The sequence below is a fragment of the Dokdonella sp. genome, from assembly GCF_035511235.1.
GTDB lineage: Bacteria > Pseudomonadota > Gammaproteobacteria > Xanthomonadales > Rhodanobacteraceae > Dokdonella.
In genome coordinates, this window is record NZ_DATKFQ010000009.1 from 313,710 (window position 1) to 329,875 (window position 16,166).

The following is a 16,166-nucleotide window of genomic DNA, read 5'->3' on the forward strand; positions in this document are numbered from 1 at the left end:
TTCCTGGCCTGCTGCCGGACGCCGCCCTCGGCGCGCCGTGTCGCATCGCGGTCGGCGTCGGCGCTACTCCGGATCGTAGTCGAGGTTCGGCGCCAGCCAGCGCTCGGCCTCGGCCAGCGTCCAGCCCTTGCGCCTGGCGTAGTCCTCGACCTGTTCGCGCGTGACGCGGCCGACCACGAAGTACTGGCTGTCCGGATGCGCGAAGTACCAGCCGGAGACCGCGGCGGTCGGCAGCATCGCGTAGCTGTCGGTGATCGTGATGCCGGCGTTGTCCGGTGCGTCGAGCAGGCGGAACAGCGTGTCCTTCTCGGTGTGGTCGGGACAGGCCGGATAGCCCGGCGCCGGCCGGATGCCGCGGTAGCGTTCGGCGATCAGCGCCTCGTTGTCGAGCGCCTCGTCGACCGCGTAGCCCCAGTAGTCGCGGCGTACGCGCTGATGCAGGCACTCGGCGAAGGCCTCGGCGAGGCGGTCGGCCAGGGCCTTGAGCAGGATCGCCGAGTAGTCGTCGTGTTCGCGCTCGAAGCGTGCGACGTGCGCGTCGATGCCGATGCCGGCGGTGACCGCGAAGCCGCCGACCCAGTCCTGCACGCCGGAGCCGGCCGGCGCAACGAAGTCGGCCAGGCAGAAGTCCGGCCGCTCGACCGGCTTGTCGGCCTGCTGGCGCAGGAAGTGCAGCGTGGCGAGGCGCGGCCCGGGCGTGCCGTCCGCTGCGGCCGGTGCCGCGCGCAGCTCGACGTCGTCGCCGACCGCGGCAGCCGGCCAGAAGCCGATCACGCCGCGCGCCTGGAGCCATTTCTCCTCGACGATGCGCGTCAGCATCGCGCGCGCGTCGCGGTAGAGCTCGCTGGCCTGCACGCCGACGACCGGGTCGGTCAGGATCGCCGGATAGCGGCCGGCCAGTTCCCAGGCGTTGAAGAACGGCGACCAGTCGATGAACGGAATCAGTTCGTCCAGCGGATAGTCGTCGAACACGGTGAGGCCGGGCACGCTCGGTGCCGGCGGCACGTAGGCGTCCCAGCCGCCGTCGAAGCGCTGGGCGCGCGCCTTGGCCAGCGTCACCAGCTTCTTGGCGCCGCTGCGATCCTTGTGGCGTTCGCGGATCTCGGCGTACTCGGCGCGGATCTTCGCCATGAACGCGTCGACCATGTCCCGGGAGATCAGCGACTGCGCGACGCCGACCGCGCGCGAGGCGTCCTTGACCCAGACCGTCGGCGCGCCGTAGTGCGGCTCGATCTTCAGCGCGGTGTGCGCGCGCGAGGTCGTCGCGCCGCCGATCAGCAGCGGCATGCGGAAGTTCTGCCGCTGCATCTCGCGCGCGACGTGGCTCATTTCCTCGAGCGAGGGCGTGATCAGGCCGGACAGGCCGATCATGTCGGCGTTCTCCTCGCGCGCGGCGTCGAGGATCTTCTGCGTCGGCACCATCACGCCGAGGTCGACCACGTCGAAGTTGTTGCAGCGGAGCACCACGCCGACGATGTTCTTGCCGATGTCGTGCACGTCGCCCTTGACGGTCGCGATCACGATCTTGCCGTTGGACTTGGCCTGGTCGCCGGTGCGCGCCTTCTCGGCCTCGATGTACGGCAGCAGCCAGGCGACCGCCTTCTTCATGACGCGCGCGGACTTGACGACCTGCGGCAGGAACATCTTGCCGGCGCCGAACAGGTCGCCGACGACGTTCATGCCGTCCATCAGCGGGCCCTCGATGACGTCGAGCGGGCGCGTGGTCTGCAGCCGCGCTTCCTCGGTGTCCTCGTCGACGTAGGCGTCGATGCCGTTGACCAGCGCGTGGGCGAGGCGCTCGCGCACCGGCTTGTCGCGCCAGGCGAGGTTCTCGACCTGGGCCTCGCCCTTCTTCGCCTTGTAGCGGTCGGCGATCTCGAGCAGGCGCTCGGTCGCGTCGCGTCGGCGGTTGAGGATCACGTCCTCGACGCGCTCGCGCAGCTCCGGGTCGAGGTCGTCGACGATCGGCAGCGCGCCGGCGTTGACGATGCCCATGTCCATGCCGGCGCGGATCGCGTGGTACAGGAAGACCGAATGGATCGCCGCGCGCACGCTCTCGTTGCCGCGGAACGAGAACGAGACGTTGGAGACGCCGCCGGAGACGTGGCAGTGCGGCAGCGTCGCCTTGATGATGCGCGTGGCCTCGATGAAGTCGACCGCGTAGTTGTCGTGCTCCTCGATGCCGGTCGCGACCGCGAAGATGTTCGGGTCGAAGATGATGTCCTCGGGCGGAAAGCCGACTTCCTCGACCAGCAGGCGATAGGCGCGCGTGCAGATCTCGACCTTGCGCGCGCAGGTGTCGGCCTGGCCGGTCTCGTCGAATGCCATGACCACCGCGGCGGCGCCGTAGCGCAGCACCTTGCGCGCCTGGTCGAGGAACGCCGCCTCGCCTTCCTTGAGCGAGATCGAGTTGACCACGCCCTTGCCCTGCAGGCATTTGAGGCCGGCCTCGATCACGCTCCATTTGGACGAGTCGACCATAACCGGAATGCGTGCAATGTCCGGTTCGGACGCGATCAGGTTCAGGAAGCGCGTCATCGCCTTTTCCGAATCGATCAGGCCCTCGTCCATGTTGACGTCGAGGATCTGCGCGCCGTTGGCGACCTGCTGGCGCGCGACCTCGACGGCCTCCTCGTAGCGCTCTTCCTTGATCAGCTTGCGGAACTGCGCGCTGCCGGTGACGTTGGTGCGCTCGCCGACGTTGACGAACAGCAGGTCCGGCGTGATGAGCAGCGGCTCGAGGCCGGACAGGCGCGTGTAGCGGGGCATGGTGCTCATGCGGCGTCGCGGATCGGGTCGCCGGGCAGGCGGCGCGGCGCGACGCCGTGCACGGCTTGCGCGATCGCGCGGATATGCGCCGGCGTGGTGCCGCAGCAGCCGCCGACCAGGTTCAGCAGGCCCGACTCGGCGAACTCGCGCAGCGTCGCGGCCATCTCCTCGGGTGTCTCGTCGTATTCGCCGAACGCGTTCGGCAGGCCGGCGTTCGGATGCGCGCTGACGTGGCCCACGGCGACGCGCGCCAGCGTCTCGACGTGCTCGCGCAGGTCGGCCGCGCCGAGCGCGCAGTTGAGCCCGATCGACAGCGGCCGGCTATGCGCCATCGACGCGTAGAACGCCTCGGCGGTCTGACCCGACAGCGTGCGGCCGGAGCGGTCGGTGATCGTGCCGGAGATCATGATCGGCAGCCGTCCGCCGCGCGCGTCGAACACTTCCTCGATCGCGAACAGGGCGGCCTTGGCATTGAGCGTGTCGAAGATCGTCTCGACCATCAGCGTGTCGGCGCCGCCGTCGATCAGGCCCTCGACGGCTTCGCGGTAGGTGCCGCGCAGCTCGTCGAAGCTGGTGTTGCGGAAGCCCGGATCGTTGACGTCCGGACTGATCGAGGCGGTGCGGCTGGTCGGGCCGAGCACGCCGATCACGAAGCGCGGCTTGTCCGGGGTCTGCGCCTCGAACTTCTCGCAGCAGGCCCGCGCGAGGCGCGCGCCTTCGCGGTTGAGCTCGTAGACCAGATGCTCGAGGTGATAGTCGGCCTGGCTGATCGAGGTCGCGTTGAAGGTGTTGGTCTCGAGCAGGTCGGCACCGGCGTCCAGATACGCCTCGTGCACGGCCGCGATTACGTCCGGACGCGTCAGCACGAGCAGGTCGTTGTTGCCCTTGAGGTCGTGCCCGCACTGCGGGCCATGCGCGTGGCTGGCGTCGTAGCCGCCGGCGAAGCGCGCGCCGCGGTAGTCGCCCTCGTCGAGCTTCCAGGTCTGGATCATCGTGCCCATCGCGCCGTCGATGATCAGGATGCGTTGGGCCAGCGCCGCTTCGAGCGCGGCGACGCGGGCGGGATGGAGCCAGGTCGGGGTGCGGGTCATGGGGCCTTGTGCGCGAGCAGCGCGATCACTTCGAAATGCGGCGCCTTGCTCTCGCGCGTGATGCGCTCGCACGACAAGACGCCGAGGCCGGCCGCGACCGCGAGCTCGCGGAGCTCGTCGGGGCGGAAGCCGAGATTGCGATGGTCGAACGGCTCGACCGCGGTGCGGTGCGCGTGCCGTGCCAGCGTCGCGGCGAGCAGGCGGCCGCCGGGCCGCAGTAGGCGTGCGGCCTCGGCGACGACCGCGGCCGGATGCTCGCTGTAGGTCAGCGCATGCATCAGCAGCACCAGGTCGAAGCGCCGCTCGCCGAGATCGAGCGCGTGCATGTCGCCCTCGACGACTTCGACGTTCGCGAACGGTGCCAGGCGCTGCCGCGCCGCCGCGACCACACGGGCGCTGGCGTCGACGCAGACGATCGAGGCGGCACGCGGCGCCAGCAGTTCGGCCAGCACGCCGTCGCCGGAGGCGATGTCGAGCACGTCGCCGGGATCGACCAGACGCGTCAGCGAGCGCGCCAGCGTCTCCCAGGTGCGGCCCGGCGAGTAGTGGCGCTCCATGTCGCCGGCGACCGTGTCGGCCCAGCCTTCGGCGCGCGCGCGCTGCGCGAGCACGCCGGGCAGGCGGCGTTCGTCTTCGCGCAGCAGTGCGTCGTCGACGTTGTCGCGCAGCGCGTGCAGCAGGGCGCCGGCGCGCGCGTCGAGTTCGCCGTTGTAGCGGTAGTACGAGGACACGCCGGCGCGGCGGTCGCGCACCAGGTCGGCTTCCTTGAGCTTGGCCAGATGCGTGGACACGCGCGGCTGCGCCAGGCGCAGCACGGCCGACAGTTCGGCGACGGTCAGTTCTTCGCGCTCGAGCAGCGCCAGCAGGCGGACCCGGGTCGCGTCCGACAGCAGCCGCAGCAGGGCCGAGGTCGCGGCCAGATCCAAGGTTTATATCCCTTTATCTTGATTGAAAGATGGCTGTGCAGCGTAACGGCCGGGCCCGGGTCCGTCAATGCGATGCACGTGGTGTCTTTTGCGCCGCAGCACGGCGGTCGGAGGGCTCGCGGTAGAATCGCAGCCCTTTTTTTGCGGGCCGCCTCATGGATTTCCGTTTCACCGACGACCAGCTATCGATCCAGGCGATCGCGCGCGACTTCGCGCAGAAGCGCATCGCACCGATCGCCGCCGACTTCGACCGCAGCGGCGAATTTCCGCTCGAGACGATCCGCGAGATGGGCCAGCTCGGCCTGATGGGCATCGAGGTGGCGCCCGAATACGGCGGCGCCGGCATGGACACGGTGGCCTACGCGCTGGCGATGATCGAGATCGCCGCCGCCGACGCCGCCCATTCGACGATCATGTCGGTCAACAACTCGCTGTTCTGCAACGGCATTCTGAGCTACGGCAGCGAGCAGCAGAAGCAGACCTACGTGCGCGCGATCGCCGCAGGCGAGGCGATCGGCGCCTATGCGCTGACCGAGCCGCAGTCCGGATCGGACGCCTCGAACATGCACACGCGCGCCGCGCGCAACGCCAACGGCGACTGGGTCATCAACGGCAAGAAGAGCTGGATCACGTCCGGTCCGGTCGCCAAGTACATCGTGCTGTTCGCGATCACCACGCCGGGGATCGGCGCCAAGGGCGTCTCGGCGTTCATCGTCGACACCGGCCGGCCGGGCTTCCACGCCGGCAAGACCGAGCCCAAGCTCGGCATCCGCGCCTCGGCGACCTGCGAGATCGAGCTGACCGACTACGTCTGTCCGGCCGCCGATCTGCTCGGCCAGGAAGGCAAGGGCTTCGGCATCGCGATGGGCGTGCTCGACGCCGGCCGCATCGGCATCGCCTCGCAGGCGGTCGGCATCGCGCGCGCGGCCTACGAGGCCAGCCTGCAGTACGTGCGCGAGCGCAAGGCGTTCGGCCATGCGATCGGCTCGTTCCAGATGATCCAGGCCAAGATCGCCGACATGAAGTGCCGGCTCGACGCGGCCACGCTGCTGACGCTGCGCGCGGCGTTCGCCAAGAGCGAGGCGGCCCGCACCGGCGGCCGTTTCAGCACCGAGGCCTCGATCGCCAAGCTCTACGCGTCGGAGGCGGCGATGTTCGTCGCGCACCAGGCCGTGCAGATCCACGGCGGCATGGGCTACTCCAAGGAGATGCCGCTGGAGCGCTACTTCCGCGACGCCAAGATCACCGAGATCTACGAAGGCACCAGCGAGATCCAGCGCCTGGTGATCGCGCGCAACGAGAGCGGCGTGCGCTGAGGTTCCGGTCCGCGCGCCGGCGCCCGCGGGCGCCGCCTCGCGCGGACCGCTGCGGCGGCTTGACCTGCGCCGGAGCGCCACGTATCTACCGCGCATGCCTGCTCCGATCTATGCGTTCGGCCGCTTCCGTCTCGACGTCGATGCGCGGCTGCTGTATCGCGACGGCGAGGCGATCCCGCTGCCGACGCGCCTGTTCGACTGCATCGTCCATCTGCTCGAGCATCGCGCGCGCGCGGTCGGCCGCGACGAGCTGATCGCGGTCATCTGGGAGCGCCCGGACAGCGGCGACAACCTGCTCGGCCAGCTCGTCGTGCGTGCGCGGCGGCTGCTCGAGGACACCGGCGAGCAGCAGAGGGTGATCCGTACGCTGCCGGGCTACGGCTACCAGTGGATCGCGCCGACGCGGTGCCTGGACGGCGCGCCCGGGGCGGCGCCATCTCCAGCCGGCACCGCGTCCGCATCGGCCGCCGCAGATGCCGAGGGCGACCCCGGCGGCGGTGCCCACGCTTGCGATCGGGCGGCGCCCGCGCCGCGCCGCTCGCGGCGCGTGGCGGCCGGTCTGGCCGTCGCCCTGGCGGTTGCGGCTGCCGCCGGCGTCTGGTGGCCGCGCGCCGCGCCGCAGCCGCTGCCCGCGGCGGCGGCTCCCCGGCCGGCCGCGGCCGATCGCGACGAGACGATCGCGCAAGCGCGCCCGCTGCTGGTGCTGCCGGCGGCGCTCGAGGCGGGTCCGGACGAGGCATGGCTGCGCCTGGGCGTGATGGCCCTGGTCGGCGAGCGCCTGGCCGATGCCGGACAGATCGTGGTGCCGAGCGACGACGTCGCCACGCTGACGCGCGGGCTGGCAGTGGCCGCATTCGACGCGTCCGATTACGCGCGCCTGGCCGGCGTGACGCGGGCCGAGCGCGTGATCGCGGTCGCGATCGAGCGGTCCGGATCGCGCTGGCGGGTCCGCCTGGCCGTCGTGCACGGTGCCGCGCCGCTGGAGGTGGCCGCCGAGGCGGGGCAGGTGCTGGACGCGGCCCGCGACGCGGCCGACCGCCTGGCGAGCCACCTGCCGCCGGCCCGGGCGCCGGCGTCGCAGCCGCTGGCGGGCGGCGATGCGGCGCTCGATTTCGTGCTCAAGAAGGCCGAGGCGATCCATCTCGGCGGGCGCCCCGACGCGGCGGCGGATCTGCTCGCCGACGCGCGGGCGACCCGCCCGGACGCACCCGGACTCGACCTCCGGTTGGCGTGGATGGCGTTCCGGGCCGGCCGCTTCGAACAGGCCGAGGCCGGCTTCGCCGCGCTGGCGAAGGATCGGCCGGACTGGCGCGCCCGGGCGCTGATCGGCCTGGCGAACGTTGCGCTGGTGCGCCGCGATACCGACGCGGTGATGGAGCGGGCGCAGCAGGCGATCGACCTGCTCGAAGCCGCCGGCGGCGCAGCCGGCGAGCTCGGCAGCGCCTATCACGGCCGCGCGGTCGCCGCCTCGTTGCAGGGCCGTTACGAGGCGGCCTTCGCCGACTATGCGCGCGCTCGGGAGCTGCATGCCGGCGCCGGCAACTGGCTCGACGCGGCGCGCGTGGACTCCAACTTCGGTATCGCGCTGCGCCAGCGCGGTCTGATCGAGCAGGCGCTGCCGCGGCTGCAGCGGACCGCCGACCGGCTGAGTCTGTTCCAGGCCACCGACGACGAGTCGGTCGCGCGCGTCCACCTGGTGACGACCCTGCTCGACCTCGCCGATCCGGTCTCGGCGCTGGCCGAAGACGGCCGGCTCGCGGCGCTGGCCGGGCGCAGCCAGTGGCCGCAGCTGCAGACCTCGCTGGACCTGGCGCGCGCCGAGGTGCTGATCGCCAATGGCCGCCTGCGCGCCGCCGCACCGCTGCTCGATCGCGCCACCCGCGAGGCGGCCGCAGGCCCGCTGCCGAACACCTACCGCGCGCATTCGATCGCAGCCCGCCAGGCCTGGGCGCTCGGCGACACCGAGCAGGCCCGGCAGGCGATCGGACGCGCGCTCGGCGTGCTGTGCAGCGGCGACGTCTGTGCCACCGGCGACGGTCGCGATCTGGCCCATCTGCATCTGCTGCTGGCCCGCTCCGCGCTGCCGGCCGACCCGTCGGCGGCGGCGGCGGTCCGCGCACAGCTGGCGCGCCGGCTCGCCGGACACGCCTACGCGGAGGTCTACCTGTCGCTGATCGACGCCGACGTCGCGGTGGCCCGCGGCGACGCGGCGGCCGCGGACCGTGCATTCGAGGCGGCCGCCGGCGTTGCCGAGGCGATCCCGATCGATCGCGAGCGGATCGCCGAGGCCTACGTGCCGTGGCTGATGGCGCATGGCGCGATCGATCGCGCCGGCGGCGTGCTCGCGACGCTGGACGCGATGCCGCGGCGCAGCTTCGTCGCCGCGCTGATCGAACTGCGCGTGCTGCGCGCGCAGGGGCGGCACAGCGCCTGGCGGCTCAGCCTGGACCGCGCGATCCGGCTCGCCGGCGAGCGCGAGATTCCCGAGGAGCTGCGCCGGCCGGATTTCCTGGCCGCTTCGGCGGCTGCGCCCTGAGCGCGCTCCGTTCCGACGAGTTTTTTTAGAATCAATCGGTTGGAGTCTGCGCGGCATCGATCATGCGGCGCGCTAGCGCAAAGCGAATGCGCCTCGCGCAGCATCGGGGTATCCAGCGGCACGGTCCGGCGCGCTTGACGCGCCGCCGGCTCCCACGTCCATCGAGAACATCGCCATGTCCCTTCGCCACGCTGCACTTCCCCTACTCCTCGCCGCCGCGCTCGGCCTCGATGCCGCGCCGGCCGCGGCCGACGGCTTCGTCGCCGCCGGTTCGATGATCACCGCACGCCAGAAGGCGGTCGCCACGCCGCTGGCCGACGGCCGCGTGCTGATCACCGGCGGGCGCATCAGCCCGGCGGCGATGTCCAAGACACGCAAGGCTGAGATCTACGATCCGGCCACCGGCACGTTCACGGCCACCGGCGACATGCTGACCGCACGCCAGGACCACAATGCGGTCCGTCTGGCCGACGGCCGCGTGCTCGTGTTCAACGGCGGGGACCTGTTCGCGCCGCTCAACGGCGATCCCGGCACGCCGGCCGAGATCTACGATCCGGCCACCGGCACGTTCAGCGCGACCGCGCCGCTGCTGGTCGAGCGCGATCTCGGCTCGGCCACGCTGCTGGCCGACGGCCGCGTGCTGATCGCCGGCGGCCGCGGCTGCGGGCCCTGCCTGGACCTCGGCGGCGGCGTGTCGACGCTGCGCGATACCGAGGTCGTGGAGCTCTACGATCCGCAGACCGGGCAGTTCAGCGCGGCCGGCGCGATGAGTTCATCGCGTGGACTGACCGCGCTGCTGCCGCTGGCCGACGGCGGGGCGGTCGTGATCGGCGGCTACCGCGAGACGGTCGAGGAGGTCGACGGCGAGATCCGCGTCGTCAACGAGGCGCTGGCCACGGTCGAGCGCTTCGACCCCGCTTCCGCGCAGTTCACGCTGCTGCCCGGCACGATGGCGCAGGGCCGCGCCGGCCACGCCGCGGCGTTGCTCGGTGACGGCCGCGTGCTGGTCGCCTACGGCGCGTTCGACGTCAAGATGCTGCCGGCCCCGGCCGCCGCCGAGCTGCTCGATCCGGCGACCGGCCAGTTCTCGGCGATCGGCGCGCCACTGGCCGATCGGCCGCTGTTCGGCCTCGGCGTGACGCTGGGCGACGGTCGCGTGCTGTTCGCCGGCGGCGATCAGGACCAGGCCAACACGGCCGATCTGATCGATGTCGCCGGCGGCGCGAAGCGCCGCCTGACGATGCTGCGCAAGCATATCTACCACGTCGTCGCGCCGCTGCCGGGCGGCCGCGCCCTGGTCGCCGGCGGCCTGGATCCGGACAACCCGCCGCTGCCGCGCGGCGGCGCTCAGGTCTACGAGCCCGACGTGGTCGACGACGTGCTGTTCGCCGACGATTTCGAGGCGGCGCCGCCGGCGCAGATCGCGGCCGGCACCCTGGTCGACACCGATTGCCGCTTCGCGCTGCCGCCTGCGCTGCGCTATGCGCCGCCCGCCGTCGGCGAGCGCCTGCTGGCGCGACGGTCCGGCGGCGAGCGCTGCAGCGTCCGCTACGCGCCCTGACCGGCCGGCCCGGCGCACCGCACCTCGGGACGGGGACGTCCGGCGTCGCGAGCGGCTGTGTGCTGCCGCCTCAGCCCAGCGGCAGCACCGTCACGCGCACGTCGAGCTCGTGCGCGCCGCCGCCGAGGATCACGCCGCGCAGCGGCGAGACGTCGCCGAAGTCGCGTCCCCAGGCGATCGTCACGTGACCGAGGTCCGGCAGCACGTCGTTGGTCGGGTCGAAGTCGACCCAGCCGTTGCGCGGGCAGTGCACCGACACCCAGGCGTGCGAGGCGTCCGCGCCGACCAGTCGCGGCTGGCCGGGCGGCGGCGCGGTCAGCAGATAGCCGCTGACGTAGCGCGCCGGCAGGCCGAGCGCGCGCAGGCAGCCGATCATCAGATGCGCGAAGTCCTGGCAGACGCCGCGGCGCTGAGCCAGCACCTCGAGCAGCGGCGTCGCGATCTGGGTGGCCTCGGTGTCGAAGCGGAACTGGCGGTGGATAGCGTGCATCAGCCGGTGCACCGCCACCAGCAGCGGGGTGCCCGGCGCGAAATACGGATGCGCGAAATCGATCAGCTCGGTGCCGGCGCGCACGAACGGCGAATCGGCGCGGAAGCGGCAGGCCTGGAGTGCCGCGGCGTCCGGTGCGCGGCCGGCGCGATAGGCGTGATGCTCGGCGACCGACTCCCACGCCGGCGAATCGGCCGGATCGCGCAGGTCGCCGCGCGCGGTGATCGTCACGTCCGATTCGGCGACCACCAGCAGCGCGCGATGCGGATGGTCGATCTCGATGCGCGTCAGCGGATTGCCGAAGCAATCGACGCCCTCCTGGCGATAGGTCGGCAGCGGATCGATCGTCAGCCGATGATCGAGCGTGCGCTGCCGCGCGCACGCCCGCGGCGCCAGATGCATCGCCTGGCGCGACACCGAGACGGTGCTCGAGTAGCGGTACTCGGTCTCGTGCACGACGCGGTAGCGGGCGGCGGCGCGGCGCGGCAGCGGTCTGGCGTTCATCGGTGCGTACTCAGGCCGACACGATCGGACGGCTGACGTCGACGTGCGCGAAATGCCGCAGCGCCAGCTCGTCGGAGACCTCGCGCGCGGTCGCGGCGGCATCCTCGAGCAGGGCGGCGATCGCGCGCGCGGCCTCGTCGCGCAGCGCCTCGCCGAACAGCGAATCCTCCAGCGCGGCCAGGTCGCAGCCGTCGAGACGGTCGGCGATCGCGGCGAAACGCGCCGCGCAGGCGCTGTCGAAGCGGGCGTCCAGCGTTTCGAGCTCGCGCGCCAGTTCGCGCGCCTGGAACACGACCGAATGCGGGTTGGCCGGATCGCAGACGATCAGGTCGAGCGCCGGGATCGCCTGCGGCGCCGACACGTAGCGCATGCGGTAGGTGATGATGCTGTCGGCCAGCTCGAGCAGCCATTCGAGCGTGGCCGCGTCGCTGCGCGGCCGATGCCGCAGCAGCCAGGCGGTGACGTCGGCGACGAACTGCAGGCGCTCGATGCGGCGGCCGATCACCAGGAAGCGCCAGCCGTCGTCGCGCGTCATGTCGTCGAACGCGAAGCCGGCCAGCGCCGAAGTCGCCAGCAGCACGCGATTGAGCAGGTCCAGCGTCTCGCCGAGGTCGGCACGTTCGCGCGCCAGCGCCTGCGCTTCGCGCTGGATCTCCATCAGCCCGCGCCAGTTCTCCTGCGAGAGCCGGCCGCGTACTTGCGAGGCCGACCAGAGCAGGCCGCCGAGCACCTGGGCGAGGCTGTTCGGCGCAGCGTCGTCGGTGACCGCGGCCAGCAGCGCCTCGCGCACCGGCCGCCCGGCCGCGATCAGCTCCAGGTGGCGGCAGGTGTCGAGCGCGGCGGCCAGCGCCGGCGTCGAGACGCCGCCGCCGGTCTCGACGTAGCGGCTCAGCACGACGCGCAGCAGGCGCGTGGTGTCCTCGCTGCGCTCGGCATAGCGGCCGACCCAGAACAGGTTTTCGATCAGCCGCGACGGCAGGAAGTCGTCGTAGCGGACGATGTCGCGCGCGCCGAGCGGGCGCTGCTGCGGCGGTTCGGCGCCGGCGATGCGCGCCGGCGCCAGCACCCAGGTGTCCTTGCTGCCGCCGCCGCGCTGCATCGACACGACGCGCGCGCCGGCCTTGGCGGCGATCCGCGACAGCGCGCCGGGCATGACCTGATAGCCGCCGTCGGCGGTCGCGACTGCGTACGCGCGCAGGCTGACCGCGCGCGGCACGATCGGCGTGCGCGCGTGCTGGCGCTGCCAGACCGGTGCCTGCGACAGCTGCACCAGCTCCTGCGCGACCCATTGGCCGGGGGCCTGCGCGATGCGCGCGCGCAGCTCGCCGAGACGCGCGCGGCCCAGTTCGGGTCCGAACAGCGGTTCGCTGCGGCGCGACGGGAACGCCGGCTTGACGACCAGACGGTGCAGCTCGTTCAAGGCCTCGGCGCAGACCGGCGGTTCGCCGCACCACCAGGTCGCGACCGCCGGCAGCTTTAGCGGTTCGCCGAGCAGGCGCTGGCAGACCGCCGGCAGGAAGCCGAACAGGCCCGGCGATTCCAGCACGCCGCTGCCGAGCGCATTGGCGACCAGCACGCGGCCGGCACGCACTGCGGCGAGCAGGCCCGGCACGCCGAGCGCCGAATCGCCGCGCAGCTCCAGCGGATCGCAGTAGTCGTCGTCGACGCGACGCAGGATCGCGTGCACGCGGCGCAGGCCGTCCAGCGTCTTCATGAACACCGTGTCGGCGCGCACGATCAGATCCTGGCCCTCGACCAGCGGCATGCCGAGCAGGCGCGCCAGATAGACGTGCTCGAAATAGGTCTCGTTGAAGCGGCCCGGCGTCAGCAGCACGCCGAGCGGCGACTCGCCGGGCGCGGCCGGCGCCAGGCGCTGCAGCGTCGTCTGCAGCGCGCGGAAGAAGCCGCCGATGTCCTGCACGCGCAGGTCGCGGAACGGCTCGGGAAACGCGCGCGAGATGATCTGCCGGTTCTCGGCCGCATAGCCGGCACCGGACGGCGCCTGCGTGCGGTCGGCCACGACCCACCAGCGGCCGTCCGGGGCGCGCGCCAGATCGACCGCGTACAGGTGCAGATGACGCCCGCCCGGCGGCACGATGCCCTGGCACGGCCACAGGAAGTTGTCGTGGCCGAAGATCAGTTCCGGCGGCAGCAGGCCGTCGGCGAGCAGGCGCTGCGCGCCGTACAGGTCGGCCAGGACCGCATCGAGCACGCGCGCGCGCTGGGCGACGCCGGCGGCCAGCGTCTGCCATTCGTCGGCCTCGAGGATCTGCGGCAGCAGGTCCAGCTCCCATGGCCGGTCGGTGCCCTTGGCGTCGGCGTAGACGTTGTAGGTGACGCCGTTCTCGCGGATCTGGCGCGCGACCAGGTCCAGGCGATGCCGCATCTGCGCGGCGCCGCCGCGCTCGATGCCGGTCATGAAGTGCCGCCAGTGCGCGCGCAGTTCGCCGCGCGCGTCGAGCAGTTCGTGATGGCGCGCCGGGTCGAGCTCGTACTGGCCGAGCAGGGCGGCGGTGCGAAGATCGGGGCTGGGCGTCATGCGGTCGTTCGGTGCGCGCGGTCTGCAGCGGGCGATGCGCGAAGAATGACCATGCATTCAGGTTCCGGCAAGCCGGCGCCGTCGCGCTCAGCGGCCGCCACCGCCTCCGCCGCCTCCGCCACCGCCGGAGAAACCGCCGCCGCCGGCACCGGAGCCGCTGCCGGGCGGCGTCGAGGCCGACGCGATCGTCGCGCTGAGGCCGCTGCCGACCGCGTGCGTCAGCCGGGTCGGGTCGAGCACGGAACTGCCGTGGTACCAGGCGATGCCGGCGGTCGCGGCGGCGGCCGCCGCGGTGCCGACGGCGGCGGTGAAGCGGCGCGTCCAGGCTTCCTCGACGTCGAGCGCGACCGCGTACGGCAGCAGGCGCTCGTAATGCGCCGCGTCGATCGCCGGCTCCGGGCCGCGCAGGCTGCCGAGCTCGGCGCGCTCGGCGACGCCGAGGTAGCGCCGGAATCCCTCGATCTCGTCGAGCAGGCGCCGGCCTTGCGCGGTCGGCGCGTGTACGAGGAAGCCGAACACGATCACGACCACGAACATCGCCAGGCACGCCGCCAGCACCAGCGGCATGCCGCCGCCGCCGGTGCGCGCCAGCACGAGCGCGGCGATCGCGGTGGCCAGGGCGATCGCCAGCGCGACGAGCGTGCTGCCGAGGTTGCGCGCGAAAAAAGCCGGATGGAACGCCTTCTCGAGCACGGCCTGCTGCGCACTCTGCGCGTTGCGCAGCGTCTGCGCCTGCGCGTTGTCGAGCACCAGGGACTCGCTGCCGTCGGCGAACAGGCCGGCCAGCAAGGCCGCCTCGTCCTCCGGCAGTGCGGCGCCGGTCGCGCCGGTCGCGAGCAGCGACCACGGCGCTTCGGCGTCCTCGGCCTCGTCGTGGCGAATGCGCAGACGGCCGGCCACCGCGAGCGCGAGCACGCCGGCGCTGAAGCAGCGCGTGTCGTAGCGCATGCGGCGCATGAAGCGCAGCGCGGCCGGCGAGTGGCCGGCCGGCGGCTCGTAGCGCGCGATGATCACGCCGGCCGGCGGATCGCGGCCGACCCGGTGCCAGCGCGCCCGGCAATAGATCAGCAGGATCGCCAGCCCGGCCAGCGCGACCAGCAACGCGCGATTGTCGGAGAAGAACCAGGCCAGGCGCTGCCCGGCCGCAGGTTCGGCGAGTACGCCTTTCGGGAACGACAGCACGATCGTGAAGCCCTCGCCCGGCGCCAGCGGCGCGCTCAGCCGCCACCGCGCCTGGCCGGGTGCGGGCAGCGTCGCGGTGTACGCCTGTCCCTTGGCGCCCTGCGGTCCGGTGTAGCCTTCCGCCGCGAGCGCGGCCACCGGGACCGGCTGCGGCAGCGTGACCTCGACGCTGCCGGCATCGATCGGAAACGCCCAGCCGGTGCCGATCGCGTTCCAGTAGAGCTCGTCGTGGTCGGCGAAATAGCCGATCTGCCGCGAGGTGCGGTAACGCAGTGTGTAGCGGTGCACGGCCGGGCGCTCGATCGCCGTGTCGTCGCCGGTGTTGATGCGCACGCCGTTGCGGCGACGCTCGGTGAACCAGGGCTCCTCGACGCCGTTGCGCTCGACGCCGAGCATCTGGAAACCGACGACCACGCGGTTGCCGTAGCGGTCGCGATAGCGGGTCGGAAAGTCGCGGTAGATGCCGCGCTTGATCTGGCCGCCTTCGGCGCGGACCGTGATGTGTTCGGTCACCTCGAGCATGCCGTCGGCCTGGATCGCGACGACGCTGTCATAGGAGACGATCCGCTCGTCGGCGGCAGCCGAACCCGCCGCTGCGCACCAGCCGAGCAGGCCGGCGAGCAGGATCCGCCTCAGGCGCGAGCGCAGGCGGTTCATCGCGTGGTCTCCACCCGGACGGCCGGCCGCTCGTCCTCGTGCGCCTGGTAGAACTCGCCGGGGCCGAAGCCGAATGCCTGCGCGATCAGCAGATCCGGCACGCGCTGGACCGCATCGTTGTAGTCGCGCACGGCACCGTTGTAGTAGCGCCGCGCGTACTGCAACTGCTCCTCGATCCGCACCAGGTCGCGCTGCAGCTGCAGGAAGGTCTCGCTGGCCTTGAGGTCCGGATAGGCCTCCTCGAGCGCGAGCACGCGCGTCACGGCGCGCTCCAGCGCCGCCTCGACCGGCGCCAGCCGCGCCGGCCCGTCGATCGTCAGCGCCTGATCGCGCAGGTCGGTGACCGCTTCGAGCAGCGCGCGCTCGTGGCCGGCGTAGGCCTTGACCGCCGTCACCAGCGGCGGCACCAGGTCGTGCCGGCGCGTCAGCTGCACGTCGACGTCGGCCCAGGCGCTGCGCATCTGGTTGCGCAGCCGCACCAGCCGGTTGAACACCCAGACGGCGCCGAGCAGCAGCGCCGCGAGCATCGTCCCTACGATCCAGGTCACCCTCGGTCTCCTGTTACGTGTCGTGCCAGCCGGACCACCGGAGCCAG

At 72.3% G+C, this 16,166-nt stretch carries 10 protein-coding genes; 3 read left to right on the forward strand and 7 right to left on the reverse strand.

Going from position 1 to position 16,166, the window contains the following annotated elements:
- Positions 1 to 63: 63 nt before the first annotated feature.
- From metH to VMR06_RS05540, 3 genes are read right to left on the reverse strand one after another with little or no spacing between them, the layout of a single operon-like run.
- Entirely contained in the window at positions 64 to 2,778 is a 2,715-nt protein-coding gene (metH, locus tag VMR06_RS05530) for a methionine synthase (protein ID WP_325373862.1), read from the reverse strand.
- Positions 2,775 to 3,860 carry a homocysteine S-methyltransferase family protein gene (locus tag VMR06_RS05535; RefSeq protein WP_325373864.1) on the reverse strand — a complete coding sequence of 362 codons (1,086 nt, stop codon included), beginning with the start codon at positions 3,858 to 3,860 and terminating at the stop codon, positions 2,775 to 2,777. Before VMR06_RS05535 ends, metH begins: the two co-directional genes overlap by 4 nt.
- Positions 3,857 to 4,786, reverse strand: a complete 930-nt coding sequence (locus tag VMR06_RS05540; protein WP_325373866.1) for a metalloregulator ArsR/SmtB family transcription factor — start codon at positions 4,784 to 4,786, stop codon at positions 3,857 to 3,859. Before VMR06_RS05540 ends, VMR06_RS05535 begins: the two co-directional genes overlap by 4 nt.
- A 155-nt stretch (positions 4,787 to 4,941) precedes the next feature.
- On the opposite strand from VMR06_RS05540, the gene VMR06_RS05545 reads away from it, so the two are divergent.
- The 3 genes from VMR06_RS05545 (at position 4,942) to VMR06_RS05555 (ending at position 10,199) form a co-directional block, all read left to right on the forward strand.
- On the forward strand, positions 4,942 to 6,102 hold the full coding sequence (locus tag VMR06_RS05545; protein WP_325373868.1) for an acyl-CoA dehydrogenase family protein: 1,161 nt from the start codon (positions 4,942 to 4,944) through the stop codon (positions 6,100 to 6,102).
- Between the two features lie 94 nt (positions 6,103 to 6,196).
- Positions 6,197 to 8,638 carry a winged helix-turn-helix domain-containing protein gene (locus VMR06_RS05550; protein ID WP_325373870.1) on the forward strand — a complete coding sequence of 814 codons (2,442 nt, stop codon included), beginning with the start codon at positions 6,197 to 6,199 and terminating at the stop codon, positions 8,636 to 8,638.
- 175 nt (positions 8,639 to 8,813) lie between these two features.
- Positions 8,814 to 10,199, forward strand: a complete 1,386-nt coding sequence (locus tag VMR06_RS05555) for a hypothetical protein (protein WP_325373872.1) — start codon at positions 8,814 to 8,816, stop codon at positions 10,197 to 10,199.
- Positions 10,200 to 10,269: 70 nt separating this feature from the next.
- Here VMR06_RS05555 and VMR06_RS05560 read toward each other — a convergent pair whose 3' ends face one another.
- The 4 genes from VMR06_RS05560 to VMR06_RS05575 all read right to left on the reverse strand — a co-directional run bounded on the left by VMR06_RS05560 (position 10,270) and on the right by VMR06_RS05575 (position 16,119).
- Entirely contained in the window at positions 10,270 to 11,193 is a 924-nt protein-coding gene (locus tag VMR06_RS05560; RefSeq protein WP_325373874.1) for a transglutaminase family protein, read from the reverse strand.
- A 10-nt stretch (positions 11,194 to 11,203) separates the two neighbouring features.
- Positions 11,204 to 13,732, reverse strand: a complete 2,529-nt coding sequence (locus tag VMR06_RS05565) for a circularly permuted type 2 ATP-grasp protein (RefSeq protein ID WP_325373876.1) — start codon at positions 13,730 to 13,732, stop codon at positions 11,204 to 11,206.
- A gap of 87 nt (positions 13,733 to 13,819) precedes the next feature.
- The gene (locus VMR06_RS05570; protein ID WP_325373878.1) at positions 13,820 to 15,571 is read right to left on the reverse strand and encodes a DUF2207 domain-containing protein; all 1,752 of its coding nucleotides are present in this window, start codon (positions 15,569 to 15,571) and stop codon (positions 13,820 to 13,822) included.
- A complete protein-coding gene (locus tag VMR06_RS05575) occupies positions 15,568 to 16,119 on the reverse strand; it encodes a LemA family protein (RefSeq protein WP_325373880.1) in 552 nt (183 codons plus the stop codon). The genes VMR06_RS05570 and VMR06_RS05575 overlap by 4 nt, the downstream gene beginning before the upstream one ends.
- Positions 16,120 to 16,166: the final 47 nt, after the last annotated feature.